The organism is Streptococcus sp. HMSC068F04, from assembly GCF_001837455.1.
Classification (GTDB): Bacteria; Bacillota; Bacilli; order Lactobacillales; family Streptococcaceae; genus Streptococcus; species Streptococcus salivarius_D.
On sequence record NZ_KV832530.1, the window covers coordinates 25665 to 44557 of the forward strand.

Genomic DNA, 18893 nt, shown 5'->3' on the forward strand with positions numbered 1-18893 from the left:
ATTGCATTCTCATGTGCAACTGCTCTTGCAGGTTTTGCCTTCATCGCAAAGCCTGCCTTCGCTGAAGAAGCTAAAGCTGACAACGCATCAAACCTTGATGTGACTGCTGCTACCACTGCCAATGTAGAAACCACAGCAGACCTCGTAGAAACTAAGGTTGTTGAAGCTCCTGCTACTACTGAAAAAGTTGCTAGCACTGAAAGCACTACAAATGACTCAGAACAAGCCACAACTTCTGTTGCAAGCTCTGAAACTACCAGTGAAACAGCTTCAACAACTGTAAGTGAAAGCCAAGCTCCTTCAGAATCAGCCTCTGGCCAAACACGCGAAGCTGTATCTACAGACCGAGCTGCCAGTGAGACAGCTTCAGTTAACGAAACTTCGAACAGTGAAACTAATATCACAGGTGGTCAATACTATAGAGACGAATACGGCTATTGGCATTACAAAGATGCTAGCGGTAAAGACCTGACTGGACCACAAACTGTTGATGGCGTTAAGGTTTACTTCGACCAAGGTGGTGTTCAGGTTAAAGGAGAATTTACCTGGGACGGTCACTATTATGACAAAGATTCTGGTGCTCTTGTTACTAATAAATTCGTTGATAGTTACAGTAGCACCTATTACCTAGATGAAAATGGAAATAAAGTAATCGGACCCAAGGAAATTAATGGGGTATGGCATTATTTTAATCAGTATGGTGAACAAGTTAAGGGTAGATTTGCTTCTGATAACCGTTATTACGACGAAAACGGTAAACAAGTTGATTTTGGGACAAACCGCTATTTCGAATTAAACGGGGAATGGTACTATGCTGGAAATGATGGTGCTATTTTAAAGGGACCACAAACCATCGATGGCGTTAAGGTTTACTTCGACCGAGGAGGTGTTCAAGTTAAAGGCTATTTTGTTAAAGATAGTACTGACAATAATGAACGCTATTATGATAAAGATTCTGGTGCTCTAGCTACTAACCAATATATCATTGCCTACAACCCCTACAGACATAGAAATGAACGTTATTATGTTAACGACCAAGGAGTTCGGTTAACTGGTCCTCAAACAATTGATGGTAAACAAGTCTACTTTGATAAATACGAGGGATGCCAAGTTTTCGATAATTTTGGCGATGATGGTTACTTTTACGATCAGGACGGTAATCGTGTTGATCTTGGTGCCAATCGTTATGTTCAAATCAGAGACAATTGGTACTATGTCGGTAACGATGGAAAAATTTTAACCGGTGAACACATTATTGATGGAGCTCACGTTTATTTTGAATATGGAGGTAAACAGGTTAAAGGAAATTTTGACTATAAAAATCAATTTCACGATAAAGACTCTGGAAATTTAGTTACTAATCGTTTCGTAACAGTTAAAGACAAAAACTACTTTATTGGAGCAGATAGTAAAGCTATTAAAGGAGCGACCGTCATCGACAACATTGAATACTTCTTTGACGAAAAAACTGGCGCTCAGGTTAAGGGAAATTTCGCAAGTAACAAAAAATATTATAACAGTACTACTGGTGCTCTCGTAACTAATAGTTATGTTCAAGTTGATAATGATTGGTATTATGTTGATGCTCAGGGTAAGCGACTTGAGGGGCCACAAACTGTTGATGGGATTCAAGTCTTCTTCAACGACTCTGGTAAGCAAGCTAAAGGTGTCTTTGGTAATGATGGTTACTATTACGACAAAAATTCTGGTGCTAAAGTAGATTTGGGAACAAAACGCTATGTCCAAGTTAATGATAATTGGTACTACGTCAATGCTGAGGGTAAAATTCTCAAGGGCGAACAAACCATCGATGGGGTTCAAGTCAACTTTGATCCTTATAGCGGTATCCAGACCAAGGGAGGATTTGTTGATTCTAGAGGGCAATTGATTTCTGAAAAAAATCACAATACATATAAAAGACCTAGTAAGTTTTATGATAAAAATTCTGGAGCTCTTGTAAAAGGTCAATACTTTAACCACAATGGAAACTGGTACTACGCTAATGCGGAGGGGAATATCCTTAAAGGTGAACAAACCATTGATGGGGTGCACGTTTACTTTGACTCTTATGGAGTACAAGCTAAAGACGCAATCGCAGAAGGCTACTACTACGATAAAGACTCTGGTGCTCGTCACGAAGCCCCTCGTAAGCAATTTATAAAGGCTGGTGGTAAATTATACTATCTTGACGATGATAATAAGATAAGTTCTGGTTATAAAAAAATTGACGGTAAGGATTATTTTATTACAGGATATGGGGAAGTTTTAAGAGGAGAATTCGGACCTTACGGTTACGAACCATACTATGATAGTGAGACTGGGGCTGCTGTACGACAAAGAGGTTTTGTTAAATCTGGACGTAACTGGTACTACCTAGATGATGAAGGAAATAAAGTATTAGGACTTGCCAAAATAGATGGTAATCTCTACTATTTCAGTAATCCCGTCGCAACAAAATACCGAATGGGCGAACAAGTTAAAGGAGAGCTGGTGAAACCTTATAGTTTCTTCAACTATAACCGTTCACCCTATGACAATCCTGTCTACTACTTCGACGCTGAGACTGGGGCTGCTGTAACCAATCAATTCTTCAATTGGAAGGGCAATTGGTACTACTTCGGTAACGATGGAAAGGCTCTTATCTTTGATCAAGTCATCAATGGTCAACACCTCTACTTTGATTATCAAGGTAAGCAAATTAAAGGCAATTTCGTTACAGACTACAAGGGTACTCGTTATTACGATGAAAACTCTGGTGAGCTCGTAACCAACCAAACACGTACCATCAATGGTGTGACTTATCACTTTGATGAAAATGGACGTGCGAAACAATTGTAAAATAAGTCCGAAAATTGACTAAAATTATTCTTACTAGTCTTACAGATAAAAAAACAAACAAAAAGCCAAAATCAGCATTCTGATTTTGGCTTTTTGTTAGGTAAAGAATTTATTGGTCCTTTTTCAGTCTTTTTAGGTGTTTATAGAGACCGAAGGCACGATCCAGTTGCATGGATTCGATAGGACGTTTGCCCTTGATATAGAGATTTCCATTGGTCGCATTCATCAACCCTGTCTTAGCAATGGCATAACCAGTAATCATTCCACTATAAAGGAATCTTTCCAGTTCCTTGACATCTAAAACTCGACTTGAAGGTTCAAGGGGACCATATTCTGCTTCATAGATATCCACAAGTCTTTTAAACTTATAGGCCGTTTTTATGGGCATATCTCCGATAGTTCCTTTTGAATAATAATGATAAAGATTCTGTGGGCTTAAGCCTGCAGAGGCTACCTCTTGACCGTTGGGCGAGTAAGGTTGTAGCTTAATAAAAGTATTGAGCTTGCCAATATCAATGTGGGAGTCGCTAACATTTTCCTTAGGAACAGGGAAGTCATCCCTATCAATAATCTCCCTTCGTCTGATGGTAGCCAACAATTCATAAGGCTCAACTCTAAGTCTTTTTGAAAATTTTTCCAAAGTATCAAGCGAAACCGTTCCTCTTTGATTGATTAGGTTATAGTTGGTTTGAGCCATACCAGATGAGACTACAAAGGCTGTCATACGTTCTCTGACTTCCCCCTCATCCATATCTTCCGTGATTTCCAGCTTCTTGCGAATGTTGTGCCACAAGTTTTGGGTGACCTGATCAGGATCTCTTGGAAACTCAAAAACCTCATGCTGATTGTCTCGAGCTAAGAGCTTCCCAAGTGTAATGTTTTTTTCAGTCACCTTGGCCAGACCGTTAGTAATAGTTACAATCTTTGGGATATTTCCCTTAGGCTTGTTCATAAAGAGCATCCGAAGGCTTCCTGACGGAATCCCCGTGGCTTCTGAGAGCTCTCTGTAACTCTTTTTGTCTTTCCAAAATTCCCCCATTCGAGCTTTTTCTGCATTTTCCCAGAAAAGCTCTTTAAGGGGTTTGGGGGCATTCAGCTCATCCGAAAATAGTCGTTTTGACATCATTGTCTCCCTCTAAAATTGCTGTTTAAAAATTAGTCCAAATCTATTATCTCATATTTTTAATAAAAATCAAATCAATCCCTAATTAATAATCATTACAATCAGCTAGTCGTTTAGAGTTTTTCTTGGGTTAATTGAGTACAAAAACTCCCCTCGTACTTAAACGAAGGGAGTTGTTTGACTAATAATTCCAGTTTACCAAGAGATAAATTAAGCTCGAGCCAAACATATCTGCTAAGGCATGAACGAGGAAAAATGGAAGCAAGTTTTTAACCTTGTACTTATAAAGGAAATAATAGAGGAGACCAAAGGCCACACCGATAACCAGAGCCCATAGCATGCCCTGATAGGTATGGAAAGACACACGAACAATGGTTGAAAAGAGCAAGACCAACCACTTATACTTGTCCTTAACCGAGGTCAAGAGTCCTAGGAAGAAAAATTCCTCGTAGAAACCGTTAAGCAATCCATAAGCAATTGCCATAGGCGATAAGGCCATGAACTTGTTAATCACAGCCATAGGGCTAATAAAGGCTAGAACCTGAGGGCTAAAATAATTATATTGTCCTGACAAAGTACTTACCATATCAGCAAATAAGCCCATGATAGCGAAAATAAAGGGTACCCAAAAGAGAACAGACCACTTTAGACGTATAGGTAATTGTTTAAAGTCAAAATGGCGTATCCAGAGATAAATAATCGCTAAGGCTAGGAGGATAATCTGCAAGGTGAAATTGCTAGAGTAAGCTGCTCCTTCACTGGCTGTATTTGTTGCTGTCTCACTGATTGCTGTAGAAAGGCTTGGAGACAAACTGGCCAAATACATTTGTGTCGAACGAACAATAAACTGACCGAACATAATCAGCGTAACAATAGCGATATCAAACCATCTCAGTTCCTTGAGCGGCTGCTCAGGATGAATTTTCTTAAGTAAAGACATAGGCCTTCCCTTCCTTCTAACATCTTCATCGAAGACTGGTTAATTCTTTAAAGTTATTATAAGTCATAAACCTTAAAGTAACACTAAAATTTGCAGTAAGATTAGTATTTCATTTAAGGAAAGAAAAAGCAAGGGAAAGCATGTTTCCTTTGCTTTAAACATGTTATTAATCGTTCTTTTTGACAACGCTAACTAAGACAAGGAGTTGGAAAATGGCTAGAGCAAATAAGACCATAAAGCCATTTCGACTACCTTGAGCCGTTGCTTGTGCAAAGTCAACCTTGTGATTAGCTTGACTCATAGCAACAATTAGAGATGCTAGGGTTGTTCCCACTGCTCCTGCAAATTGTTGGAGCGTGTTAAAGATGGCATTGGCATCAGCACGTTGATCTAGCGACAGTTGTTTCTGCCCATTGGTCATGACATTACCAAAGGAAACGCCAAGCCCCGTCATGAAAATCATGTAAAAAACGAGGATCAACGTATTGGAAAGAGAGAGACCAAACAAGCTAAATAACAACTGAGCGAGTACGATAAGGATTGCTCCAATCAGAATCGGTTTACGAGCTCCCATCTTATCTAAAATGATACCTGAGAATGGAGCGAATCCTGCACCAATAATAGCACCTGGAAGCAACATTAAAGCTGCAGAAGTTGTATTCGAGTGGTTAACCAATTGCACATAGTTTGGCAAGAGAAAACTCATCGCAAGGGATCCCAATTGGAAAGAGAAGAAAGCGATGATATGACCTGTCAGTTTACGATTTTTCAAAATAGAGAGGTTGATAATAGGGTTGTCCAATGTTGTTGAACGCCAAATCAAAACGACAAGACCTAAGATACCAATCAAAAGCCAACCAAGAACTGAGAAACTAAAGAAAGCATGATCAACAACCCCATGAAGACCTAAAATCAAACCCAAGAAAAGAAAGATGGTAGCCAGTAGACTGAGGATATCTAAAGATTCACGTTGCACCTCACTCTTTTGCTCAATCGAGCGAAGCCCCGCAATCAGTGAAGCCAAGAGAATAGGAAACTGGACGAGGAAGATAGAACGCCAACCAAAGTGTGCTGTCAAGAGACCACCAACAGTTGGTCCAATGGCTGGAGCAACGGCTGTAATCAGTGTTCCAACTCCCATCATGAGACCAATCTTACGACTTGGCACCTGCTCCAAAATGATGTTAAACATGAGAGGTAGGGCAAAACCAACACCCATCCCTTGAACCAATCGTCCCAAAACAACAAAGCTGAAACTAGCGGCTATAAAGTCGATGAGGACACCTAAAATAGACAAGAGGTTGGCGACCAGAAAAATGGTTTTCATCTTAAACGAGCGCTTGAGATAGGCAGATAAGGGAACCACACAAGCGACCACTAGGAGATAAATGGTTGTAACCCACTGTACGGTTGACGTATTGACTGAGAATGCCTTCATCAATACAGGAAAGGTGATGTTCATAGCTGTTTCACCAGCTACTCCACAAAATGAAAGGATTCCTGTCGCAAAGATGGCACACAGGACCTTGGTGGAGATTTTTTCGTCTGACATAAGTATTTGTTCCTCCTAAATAAACTTAAATATTACGGTAGTGTTGTAAAATCTTGAGAAAGACTTCTCTCTCTTTAGCTGAAAATTGCTGGGCAAACTCTTCTTCCTCTTTTCGAAGATAAGATTGACAGGCAGAAGCGATACTGAGAGCTTTATCCGTGAGAACAACCGCCTTTTGCCTTGCATCTTTTGAAGATGTGTGGCGTTCAATCAGGCCTTTCTTCTCCATTCGCTGTAAGAGCACTGTCGTTGTCGAACGCTGAATCTCAAATTCGTGCTCAATGTCCCGTTGAAAGACTTCTTGATCCGCATGATTGGTTATAAAATCAATGACAGCCATCTGATTTCCAGTCAAATCATATTGCCTAGCAAACTGGTCAAAATGACGCATCATATTATTATTGGCTTGTTTTAACAAGCGTCCAAAATGGTCCAAAAAAATGACTCCTTAACTATATTGTTAGCTAACTAGCAGTATAGAAGAATTATTAGCTCAAGTCAATAGATTCTTTCAAAAAATAGAAAACTCAAGGACCTAGAATCCTTGAGTTGCTATATTTAGTCTTTCTTTACAGGAATTTCCTTAATCACACGCGCCGGATTTCCACCTAGAATCACATTGTCACCAAAGGACTTAGTCACAACAGCTCCTGCTCCAGCAACTACATTATCCCCTAAGGTCACGCCAGGAAGGATAATCACGCCTCCACCGGCCCAGAAATTATCACCGATCGTAATTGGAGCACCATATTCAATGCCTGAATTACGCTCGATTGGATCAAGCGGATGCAAGGGCGTCAAAAACTGACAATTAGGGCCAATCATGGCATTGTCACCAATCGTGATAGGACAGATATCCAGCATGGTCAAATTCCAGTTAGAGTAAAAATTTTCACCGATATGGATATTAACACCGTAATCCGTAACGAACTGAGGATTCATGGCAACATTTTCACCAGTCGAACCAAACCAAGATTTGACAATCTCTGCCCTCTTGAGACGGTCAGGCTCAGCATTGAAGGCCCATTGTTTTTCTCTTGAGCTGGCTGCTAGGGCACGTAACTCAGGATCGCTAGGTTTATAAAAGTCACCTGCAATCATCTTTTCATATTCAGTTGGCATGGCATACTCCTTTTATGATTGTTTTCCTATATTGTAGTATAGAAGTGATGTTACCACAAGTGAGACCACAAAAAAATCCCAAGTGCACAAAGCAACTTGAGATTTTCTTTCTGTCTGGGCATGCCTGAATCATTCAGGGCTTTATATTATTTTTCCTTTTGATCTTTGTGATCTTTTTTATTTTTCTTTTTACGTCCGTTGCGACCAAGTCCTAGACCTGTTACCGATACGGTGAAGCCTGCGATATTGATGGTTTCTTCAATCTTACCTTTGCTTGCTTCTTCCTCATTTGAGAGATTAATTGGCATCTTGTGTTTAGAGCCTTTACCCTCAGCTTGACTTGAAACAGGTGCTTCAAAGTCATCGTCTGGTCCATAAGTAACTGGTCCATCATGAGATTCCACTTGCTCTTCGACTTGGTCGAGAACTTCTAGGTCTTGGATTTCTTCAACAACGATATCGTCTGCCTTGTCTTCCTTAGGTTTACCGTTAATATCGCCTGTTAATGGGATATAAACAACGGTTTCCTCAAGGTTACGTTGACCTACTGTCTTACCTTCAACCTTATCCTTATCAGCGCTATAGCCTTCTACTTCAGGAGTGATGACTGTTTCAAACTGACCTTTATTTGAAGTCCAGTAGCTTGAACCAAGCTCTTCACCTGTAACTTTATCAATAGTCAAGCTACGTGTCCATTGAGCAGTTTGGATGTTATTGGCAGGAAGTTCTGCTTGTCCATCGCTAGATGTGTAAAGAACTGTGAAGGTTACATCTTTAATATAGCTTTCACGTTCTGGCCATTTAGCACCATCAGGATTTGCTGGGTTGATTGGTGTACCAGCTTCTTGGATGTTATCTGGACCTACTTGAACGGTACCATGACGGAGGGTAACCATGAAGTTTTGGTCAACATGTGAATCACCATCAAAGATGACACCGTTTGTGAAGCCATCAGCAAGAAGGGTATAACCACGGTCGCTATAGTACTTGATACGTTCGATTGTTGAGTATTCAATCACTTCACCTGATTTACCAAGCAAGTCGACCACTTCAAGTTTCTTACGAGTTGTACCGTCAACATAAGTGACTGTAGCTTTCTGAGCATCCTTGAGGTAAGTAACCACTTCCATGATTTCAGGTGTTTCCACAGAAACCTCTGTCATTTCAGCGACTTCCATACGGTCTGGTGTAAATCCGACAACCTCAGGTGAAGGCACAGCTGAGAAGCCAGCTTGAGTACTTGACCATGCTTCATAATTAATAGCACCTGTCACAAGGTTAACATTAGCCAAACGTTTGAAATCAAGAACTTCAACGTAGTCGTCGCTAGCCAAACCACCTTCTTCGAAGACATACTGGATAGTACGTGTCACATCGGCACGGTTTTCAAGCATTTCTACGCTATTTGGCCAAAATGGGCTATTCACATCATTTGGATCTACGACTTCACCTGCAACTGGTGCTGGCATATCTGGGTCGATAAGAACCAAACGTTCACGAAGAACCACTTCGAAGACTTGGTCAAAGTCAGAGTCACCATTGTAAGTGTGGTCAAAGGCTTCTGCATAACCATCGTTGACAAGTTCATAACCTTGTTTGAGCAAGTTTGCGATTTGTTCATCAGTAGAGTAGTCAATCTTCTCACCTGAGCTTCCGACGACAACATCACGAGTCAATTCTGACTTATCAAGCTCATTCATGTAAAGGATAATAGCTTTTTGCTCATCCTTAGCATAAACCACGTTGGTATCTTGACCTGGGTGTTCTGGAGTAATAAAGGCCTTTTCAGAAATGTAACCAAGAACATCTGGAACGACTGTTTCCATAGCCATGGTTGGATCTTCAGGATCGTTGTTGTAGCTTGGAGTAGGTGCATTTTCGATTGGTGTACCATACTCATCTACTGGAATAATCTTACCAAGCTCTGTGTAAGTTACTGTATCTTCCACTTCTGGAAGGTCTGGGCGAACTTCAAGTCCACCAGCTTGACGTTTATCTGCATAGAAGCCTTCAACTACTGGAACTTCTACAACATCATAAGTGAAGCTTTCTTGATCCCAAGTGCTTGTTTGTTCCACTTGGTTAAACTTACCGTGGAAGCTGAAGCTATCTTGAATGTTGATAACTGGATCTTTGTAGCCTGCACCTTGGAAGGTAACCGTTTGTTTCGTATCTTGTGTGATATCATCCAAGATTGGTTCGTAAACCAAGGTTTGGTCCATGCTGAGGTCAATTGGCAATACCAATTCACTTTCAGCTTGGTAGCCAGCAACTTGTGGTGCTGGTGTTTCAATAACTTGCGTAGCATCTTGAGGATCATTTGCATAATGAACTGGTTCTGCATCCGCGATTGGATTACCAAAGGTATCAACAGGGATAATCTTACCAAGTTCTTTATAGACAACACTGTCTGTGGCTTCTGGTTTATCAGGTGTAACAATCTGCATACCAGCAACTGCCTTGTCCGCATAGTAACCTTCGATAACTGGGACATTAACCTTAGCAAAGGTATGGTTGTCTTGATCCCAAGTGTAAGTGCCTTCTGCTTGGTTGTACTTACCAGTGAAGGTGAAGTCAGACTGGATATTAACAGACGGTGTTGCTTCGCCAGCTCCTTTGAAGAAGACCGTTTGCAAGGTTGGTTGCGTTACATCTTCAAGGATTGGAGCGTACTCAACAAGAATATCGTCTGTCAAGCTCTCAGGCATGACACTTTGTTGCATTGTACGATAACCCGGAATGTGAGGAACAAGTGTCTCACTAACCTTAGTTGGGTTATTGGCATCATTGTTGAAGGTTGGCGTTGGAACGTTTGGAATCAAGCGTCCATTCGCATCAATAGGAATGATCTTACCAAGTGGAACATAGGTAATGGTTTCTTCGATGTTATCTTCAGTAACCTCTCTACCTTTAACCTCTACTCTATCTGCAAAATAGCCTAAAACAACTGGTGCATAGATGTCATAATACTTGGTCTTGTTTGGTGACCATTCTGTCTCATCAACAAGCTCACCTGTGACCTTGTCAAAAGTAAGGGTACGAACCCAATAAGCCTTTTGCACATCGGCATCCGGCAAATCCGCATTGCCATCTGTACTCTTGTAAAAGACTGTGAAGCTTACTTCTTTCTCGTAAGCATACTTAGATGGCCACTTAGGTCCATCTGGATTATTAGGATTGATTGGAGCATCTGGGACTTGTTCATTGTCAGGCCCTACCTTGGCAACATCGTGTTGCAAGAGAACAAACCACTCTTGATCATCAATATCCTTATCATCAAAAATGGCATCTTTAGGGAATTCGTCCTGAATCAATTCATATCCCATGTCCTTGAAAGTCTTGATACGTGTTGCTGTTCCGTATTCAATCGCTTCACCCAATTCACCGGTCAACTGGTCACTAACCAGGTAAGCACCGGTAGTTTCATCAATATAAGTGATGCTGGCTTTCTTGAAAATTTTACGATACACAACCGGAGTATCCCCTCCTGGTTTGTTCGGTACTACACTTTTAATATCTGTCATATAATCTTGAACAGCTGGTGTTGCTGTCTCACCCGCCTTTCGTGGATCTTTTTTATTATTGTTATACTGCTTAGTCAAAGCACCTGGAATATATTCCCCATCTTCTGTCACAGGGATAATGCGTCCCAATTTCCTATAGGTCACATGTTCCGTTACCGTTGGCACATAGGGTGTGACAACGTTAAAACCCGCTTCCTTTTGGTCAGCGAAATAGCCCTGGACAACTGGTACCGGTATCTTAGGATAGGTATAACTGTCCTTGTCCCATTCGATTAAACCAGTCTTCCTATCTCTAGTTCCCGTAAAGACATGGTTTTCCATGACTTCAGAATCTGGAGTTCGCGAATCCGCTCCTTGAAAAATAATCTCTTGCTTAGATGGAATCCTCACGGTTTCCGATTGGGCATGACTATCAAAGAGAGCTTCGTCAGCTCTAGCAAAATCTAATGGAGAGGGGGCACGGTGGTCAGAGTGACGTTTTGGGCTAGTCAATAATTTAGAAAGATCTATAGTATCAACTAAATCAGTGTTCCCTGATCCGTGTGCGACATGCTCTTCGGCAGTTCTTGCTGCTGCTTCGGTCGCATCTTCCCTATAGGCTCTCAAAAATACTCCCCCTTTCTTCTTTTTATGAGAAATAAAATCCTATACTTGCTAAGTTCTCATCGAAATCTTTTCTATTAAGATTCCATTTTCCCTCAGAGAAGCTAACAAGCTTTTATCAAAAAAATTAAATTTTTTGATATCTCTTATATATACTATAATACGAGAATCGAATTTTTACAAGTAAGGTGTAAGAACTTTAATCATTTTAACCCCTAAGTGAAAAAATAGCGTTTTAATGTGTAATATCTATCAAATAATTTACGAAAGTGGCATCAAAATGAGACTACACCGATATGATAAATGACGAGTCTTTAATGGAGTTTTTTCTCCCTAAAGATACTCTCTTAAGAAATACACTATAAACTATCACAACTACTTCTCATCTTTGAAAGGCTAGAACCTTACCTTAGATTATAAGGAAAGAACCTAAGAGAATGGCACAGAAAAAGTCTGTGCCTGGCCCTCAACTATGAAATGCTAAGAGTTAACTAGCATTGCTTTTAGTATAGAATGACTTTGATGCTTCATCAATAGATTGGAACCATTTAATGAGACTCCCTAGTTTCTCAACTTTCACGTATTAAGTTGTAAATAATTAATAACTTTTTTTGCATGAGGACTTATTCAAGGGATTGCAGATGTAACGACCACTGTCAGACTATTATGACTAACTCAAAATAGTTTTAAAATCACTAGTTTCAGTCATCACCAAATCCTTAACGAAATCCAAACATGCCATAAAAACCGAGACTACTGTCTCGGTTCATACAGTTTAGAAACGATTAAATTTGACCTCGGCCTTCACCGTCAAAGTAAACCCACCATCCTGGACTTACTTCAACCCAACGGTTGACAGCCATTTCACCTGAATTTGGATCAAAGTAACGAACAACACCGTTCACGCGAACCAAATGACCTTTGATTTGTTTACCATTGTTATCAAAGAGGAGGTTTTGACCATTGATATTAACCATGCCTTTGACAGCATTACCATTACCATCGAAGTAATACCAGCTACCATCAATTTCGTGGAATCGATTACGGTAAAGCTCACCTGAGTTTACATCATAGTAACGAAGGTTGCCATCTACGTTTGCCAAAGCACCTTTGACCTGACGGCCATTTTGATCAAAGTAGAGGTCTTGACCATTGATGTTTTGTGAACCTTTTACAGCCGTACCATCATTATTGAAGTAAGCCCAAACACCTGGTTCAATTTCTGCGAATCGGTTACGAGCCATCTCACCTGAGTTAGCATCATAGTAACGGATAGCACCATTCTCGTTAACAGTGCGCCCTTTAACTTGGACACCATTGTTGTCGAAGAAGAGTTCTTGACCATTGATGTTTTGGTGACCTGTCACACGTTTACCATTACCATCATAGTATGCCCAAACGTTATTACCAATTTGTACGAATTGGTTACGGCCTGATGTATTGTTATTGTTATCTGGTTTTGGATCTTGTTTACCATTTGCATTCAAGACACCGTTTTGGTCGTAGTAGAATACTTGACCTCTACGGTTTTGACGATAACCATCACGCAATTGCACACCATTAGCGAGGAAGAAGTATTGTTTACCATCGATAGTCTTTTCTCCGACTGCCATGCGACCTGAGTTATCAAAGTAGTAAACATTTCCGTCGTTATCTTTGATGAAGGCATTCTTAGCATATTGGCCATTGTTATAACGGTATCTTACAGAGAAGAGACGTTTTTCAAACTTACCACTGCCGTCACCATTTTGATTATCTCCATTTGTTGATTGGTTGCTTCCTACTACTTTTGGAAGGCTAACCTTACCGCCATTTGTACCGTAGTAACCGTTGAGGCCATTCTTAAGTACGTACTCTGAGCCACGGTCAAGAATGTTAGTACCATTCATGTATTTAGCAGACCACTTTGTAATCTTCTCGTCAGTAGTCATACGTTTACCAGTAGAGATTTGAACACGGTCAAAGATTTGTGGGTAGAGACGTTTCAATTCATCAAGGAAGGCACCACCATATTTACCTTGGTAGTCATTACCAAAGGTACGTGTTTTAGCAGCGTAGAGGCTATGATCGATGATTGCACCATCTTTAGTTTCACCATAGTTATTAACACGAGTTGCAGTAACCACTTCGTCACCTGGAAGGTTGTAGATTTGGTCTGGAACCCAGTCAGCAATCGCTGAGATACCTACAGCGTGGAGTGATTTAAGAGCGGCTTTCAAGTCAGCCAATGAACCGTACTTGTTGTCCTTACTCATACCAATATCATAACGGTCTGTAAAGGCGTAACCATTTTGGATTACTGAGTCAAGGAAGCTACCGTCATCACTTGAAACGTACTGTGGTGCAAATTCGAATGATGTGATACCCCATGATTTGAAGAGGTTTGCATTTTCAGCAATCTTCTTATTAGTGTATTGTGATGGATTTTGAACGAAGTCTTGGAAGTTAGAGAAACCTTCATAGATAACTTGTGAATCAAGGGCAGCATTTGATTCGTAAACCAAACCACTGCTGTTCTTTTCTTTACTTGGTGCCACACGCACGTCTTGATTTTCAGAAGCACCTACTGGTACCCAAACGGCAAGGTAACCATCAACTTGAGGGTTACGGATACCACGAATTTCATTTGCACTAAATGTCAAATTACCGTTGCCATCAGTGTATTTAACAATACCGTTAGCATCGCTGTCATTCAAGTAAGTAGCCACACCATCGTTTGTTGTCAAAAGCAATGGACGATAAGCTTGGTTACGGTGAGCCGCACCCATGTTAATTGTCAAGTTGCTTGTCAAACGAAGGGCAGGTTGGTTTGAAACGATAACTGCCATACCTTGGTTACGTGTCTCTGCCGTACCAGTATCAGAAGCACTGTTAGCCCCTGTACCATAACGTACAGATGTCAAGACACCTGCAGCATCCCAACCATTAGTATTACCATAACCGATGTAGTTAACCTTCATATCTTGACCACCGGCTGCATAGCGGATACGGCCTTTCAAGAGGGTTTCGATAGCATCATAATATGGTGATTTTTGAGCCATATATTGACCATCATCTGTGTACATGTCTCCATAGTAAACACGTGGCACAGTGTCCTTATGCGTAAGCATCAAGGCATATGCTGATGGGATGTTATATTGTGTGTATTGCTTGTTAGCACTACGCATGTCTTTGTTGTAGATTTCAAAGGCTTTCTTCATTTCATCAAGCGTGAAGGTATTCCCTGTTGATTGAGGGTTGATTTCATTTTTGATGATTTGACCAATGATTGATTGTACCTCTGAATCGTGAGCACGAACAAAGGCGTAGTTAGCCATGCGTTTAGAGTTTTTACCACTTTCAGAACGGTCATTCAAACTATTTGAAATGAGTGGTTCAACCCCTGAGCGGTTACCAATTGGACGCAAGAGTGAATATACCAATGCTAAGTGCATAGGGTCATCCATTGGCAATTGGGCACCTTTAGTGTCTTCATTGTAATAGGCATCGTTGTGAGACCATGCTTCCAAGATAGACAAGTGTTTAATGGCTTGATCTTGACTTTGATCAGCACCATATTTAGCTTTGAAATAATCTGAAGCAATTTGGAGAAGGTCAGCATTGACATTATCCACGGCATCGACACGAACACCATCGAAGTTTTCATCTTCAGAACCACCAGTAATAGTACCGATGTTCATGATGTAGTGGAGCCAGTTCAACTGCTCAGCCTGAACCGCTGGATTTGAGTTGTCAATATCATTTGCCAACAAGAACTCGAAACCACCGTTACTTGTATCCTTAGTATACTTAGGATTGTGTTTACCTGTTTGACTAGTTGGTGTGCGGTTCAAAAGACGATAATCTGAGTTAGCATGGCTTGTACGACTATCGTTGTTATAGAGAAGGGCACCACCTTGCAAGTGGTCATTATTATCAAGGTTTTCAGAAGTTGAATTCCAACCTGGTTGGGTCTTCACGAAATTTTTGATAGTTGTACGCAACCAGTCAGTGTTACCTTCACGCGCAATACGTTCTTCAATACGCTTTTGAACTTCAAGTGCTGCTTGGTCCATTTGGGTTTGTGAGCTGAATGACGTATAGGTCTGATTGGTACCGAGACCTTGCTCCTTCATGTAGTTGAGGTAGCTCGCTTGGATAGCCTTGCTTGGCCACCAAACTGTAAGCAATGGACGTTTGTCATTTTCAGTTGAGGCAGTCCACTCTTTACCATCTTTCAAGATTTCTTTTGGACGGTACCATGTGTTGGCAGTGAAGTAACCATCAACAAGTTCGATATCTTTATCAGTTGTACCGTAAAAGGCATTTTTATCACCATTTACAGTAACGTTTGTGTTTGTGCTGTCAGCTGATGAACCTGTTCCACCGTTCTTATCGAAACGGTATTCTTTTTGGTTAGACAATTCACCAGTTTCAGCGTTAAAGTATTGGCTTCCACCGATACGTTCAAGAACATAGTTCTTACGAATAGTGCCATCATCTTCAACGTAGTATTGTTTTCCATTAATAGTTTTGATGTGGCTTGGACCATCAGTTACGACATTATTAGTTGCTGGAAGGTCGTTATTTACTACTGTGACAGTATTGTTGGCATTATTTGTATTGCCGTTAACTGGGGTAGCACGACGGCCTCCTGTAGGACCACGGCGAGCACCAGTCGCACGACGTTCAGTTGTCGCTGCGCGATCAGTAACTGTTGTTGTGTCAGTTGTAGTATTGTTATTTGTTGTATCAACAGCTGTATCATTGGTTGCTGTTGTATCGTTTGTAGTTGCCGCACGATCAGTACCGACAGTCGCTACCGTATCAACAGCATTCGCTGCAACTGTATTTGTTGTATCAGTTGTCAAATCGAAAGTTGCTGTTGGAGTTGCTTGGTCAGTTGCGACATCGTTTGTCGCTGCAACTGCTGTAGTTGGATCCTGAGCAGCCGTTGTATCGTTAGATACAGTACCCGTATCAACAGTAATATCGGGGATGGCTACAGTAGCATCCGTATGTTCGTCTGCCTGAACGACACCGTCGTTAGTTCCTAAAGAAACCGCTGAGACTGCACCGAGAGACAAACCTGTCACTGCGATGGTTACCCATTGTTTCTTAACTTTGTGCATTTTATAATGTACTTTTTTGTCCATAATAAAAAGACTCCTTTTTCCCATTTATAGCTTCATTCTAAATCATTGAAAGCTTTTTTTCAATAAGATTCGATAAATTTTCATATTTTTTAGAAAAGTCCTTTTGTTGTTTTAATAATATTAGTTTTTGATGAGTATTTAGAAATATAAAATATTCATTTTTTATCGTTGAGGGAAAGAGAATTGGGAAACTATAGCTATTTAGAATTATTCTTGATAAGCTTTTTTGCTTTTAACCTTAATCCAAGAGAATCTAATGGAAAAAGACCAGATTCTTAAGACTTCTCCTCTTGAAACACTTAAAAACACTAACTTAAGCAATATATCAGGCTGTAGAGATGATGTCTTTTTTAGGATAATTTCTCATACTGAAAATAAATTCTAACTATCTAAGCCATTCACTACTTACTGAGCTGTAAGAGGAAGTTATAGATTATCTCATGCGTCAGGAAGAGGTTGAAAATATTACCCTCAAGGCTATTGCCAATGAACTCTTTATTTCTTCTTCTACTGTTATCCGTGCTTGCAAGAAACTAGGTTACCAGACCTATAATGAACTACGGTATGACCTGCGTTTATCAAAAGAACTTAAGAAGAATCAAGCCAAATTAGAACATAACTCCTTTGAACAACTCAAAGAACAACTCCACGTCGAGTTCGAACATACCTTATCCATCCTCTCAGAGCAAGATTTCCAAAGCTTTGCAGATAAGATTCTTGAGGCTAGACGTATTTTCTGTATCGGCGTGGGATCTAGTTACATGCCTATGACCGACTTCAACCGCAAATTGAAACTGATCAACATTTGGACCAACGATTATTTTGAACAATTCAGTATTGAACGTATTAAAGTTATTGTGACACCTCAGGACGTCATTATCGTCTTCTCACTCGGTGGAAAAAGCAAGGATGTCAATAACAGTATCTTACAAGCCAAAAGACATGGGGCAACTGTCTTAACTATTACTACTTTAGGCAATCACCTACTTTCTAAAATCAGTGATCACATGATTTTTGTCTATGATGCCCCAAAAAACGTGAAAATCTGCGTTCGCATTAGATGTTCAATTTGGTTGGAAACTTGTTATTTGAAGTCATTCTAACAGAGCAACAACGTCGCTCATCCAGGTAAAATGTAATACTAAATTAGGAGGTCAGTTAAAGCTGACCTCCTTTTTATTGTTGCTGTTTGTTTTTGAAACTTTCACAACATCTCCAAATCAAAAAACACCTCCTAGCTAGACTGCATATCTAACATGAAGGTGTTTTTTACTGTGCTTATCTGAGCATTGTAAAGACTATTACAATCCTAAAATACTAATAATCTTCGTCCTCTTCTTCATCTTTCTTCCGTTTGGCAAGAAAGGCAAGACCAGTTGCCGTCGCTAAGGCACCGAAGAGTGTAGCTAACGACGATTCAGTTTCTCCAGTCTTCGGAAGTTGTTTGGCTTCAGTATGATCCTTAGGAGACATACTTTCAGAGCTTGAAGCACTAGCTACAGACGTAGGTGATGAATCACTAGCACTGATTGACACACTTTGAGATGCAGAGATACTTGCACTCGTTGAGGCACTCTGTGACGCTGATGTACTTGCGGATTCTGATGCACTTGTTGATGCACTTTGTGATGCACTTGTACTTGCCGATTCACTAGCGCTGGATGAGGCACTCTGTGACGCACTGATACTTGCTGAAGTTGAAGCACTTACTGATAGAGAAATCGAGGCCGATACTGACACACTAATCGAATCAGAAACAATAACACTATTAATATCAACACTGTCAAGGGAGTGGATCGCAGGTTCTCCCATACTTGTGATAACTGAGCTTGATGCCGACGTACTTGCAGACTCACTCGCACTTGTTGATGCACTCATTGACGCTGACGTACTTGCGGATTCAGACGCACTCGTTGAAGCGCTCATGGAAGCCGACGTACTTGCCGATTCGCTGGCGCTGGTTGAGGCGCTTTGCGATGCTGACGTACTTGCTGACTCTGAGGCGCTGGTTGAGGCACTTTGTGAAGCGCTCATGGACGCTGACGTACTTGCTGAT

At 40.7% G+C, this 18893-nt stretch carries 10 protein-coding genes; 2 read left to right on the forward strand and 8 right to left on the reverse strand.

Translation table 11 applies throughout. The features are described from left to right. Nucleotides 1–2838 (forward strand): glucosyl transferase (locus tag HMPREF2571_RS09005; protein ID WP_070847848.1); only part of this gene is annotated, 2838 nt, incomplete at its 5' end. A gap of 109 nt (nucleotides 2839–2947) precedes the next feature. On the opposite strand, the gene HMPREF2571_RS09010 is transcribed toward HMPREF2571_RS09005, so the two are convergent. The 7 genes from HMPREF2571_RS09010 to HMPREF2571_RS09040 all read right to left on the reverse strand — a co-directional run bounded on the left by HMPREF2571_RS09010 (nucleotide 2948) and on the right by HMPREF2571_RS09040 (nucleotide 16837). Continuing rightward, on the reverse strand, nucleotides 2948–3961 hold the full coding sequence (locus tag HMPREF2571_RS09010) for a hypothetical protein (protein ID WP_070847851.1): 1014 nt from the start codon (nucleotides 3959–3961) through the stop codon (nucleotides 2948–2950). Nucleotides 3962–4142: 181 nt separating this feature from the next. Next, nucleotides 4143–4901: a CPBP family intramembrane glutamic endopeptidase gene (locus HMPREF2571_RS09015; protein ID WP_070847854.1), complete on the reverse strand. Its 759-nt coding sequence runs from the start codon at nucleotides 4899–4901 to the stop codon at nucleotides 4143–4145. Nucleotides 4902–5067: 166 nt separating this feature from the next. Beyond that, nucleotides 5068–6453 carry an MFS transporter gene (locus tag HMPREF2571_RS09020; protein ID WP_013990287.1) on the reverse strand — a complete coding sequence of 462 codons (1386 nt, stop codon included), beginning with the start codon at nucleotides 6451–6453 and terminating at the stop codon, nucleotides 5068–5070. Between the two features lie 25 nt (nucleotides 6454–6478). Next, nucleotides 6479–6889, reverse strand: coding sequence for a MarR family winged helix-turn-helix transcriptional regulator (locus tag HMPREF2571_RS09025; RefSeq protein ID WP_002883563.1), 411 nt, complete (start codon nucleotides 6887–6889; stop codon nucleotides 6479–6481). 122 nt (nucleotides 6890–7011) lie between these two features. Continuing rightward, on the reverse strand, nucleotides 7012–7575 hold the full coding sequence (locus tag HMPREF2571_RS09030) for a sugar O-acetyltransferase (RefSeq protein WP_013990286.1): 564 nt from the start codon (nucleotides 7573–7575) through the stop codon (nucleotides 7012–7014). A 146-nt stretch (nucleotides 7576–7721) separates the two neighbouring features. Further along, the gene (locus tag HMPREF2571_RS09035) at nucleotides 7722–11705 is read right to left on the reverse strand and encodes a mucin-binding protein (protein WP_070847857.1); all 3984 of its coding nucleotides are present in this window, start codon (nucleotides 11703–11705) and stop codon (nucleotides 7722–7724) included. Nucleotides 11706–12487: 782 nt separating this feature from the next. Next, nucleotides 12488–16837 (reverse strand): glycoside hydrolase family 70 protein, encoded by a 4350-nt coding sequence (locus HMPREF2571_RS09040; protein WP_080976122.1) that lies wholly within the window; start codon nucleotides 16835–16837, stop codon nucleotides 12488–12490. A 440-nt stretch (nucleotides 16838–17277) separates the two neighbouring features. Here HMPREF2571_RS09040 and HMPREF2571_RS09045 point away from each other — a divergent pair, with 440 nt between their 5' ends. Continuing rightward, nucleotides 17278–17940: a MurR/RpiR family transcriptional regulator gene (locus tag HMPREF2571_RS09045; protein WP_013990283.1), complete on the forward strand. Its 663-nt coding sequence runs from the start codon at nucleotides 17278–17280 to the stop codon at nucleotides 17938–17940. Nucleotides 17941–18154: 214 nt separating this feature from the next. Here the strand turns inward: HMPREF2571_RS09045 and HMPREF2571_RS09050 are convergent. Further along, nucleotides 18155–18893 (reverse strand): LPXTG cell wall anchor domain-containing protein (locus HMPREF2571_RS09050; protein WP_138261645.1); only part of this gene is annotated, 739 nt, incomplete at its 5' end.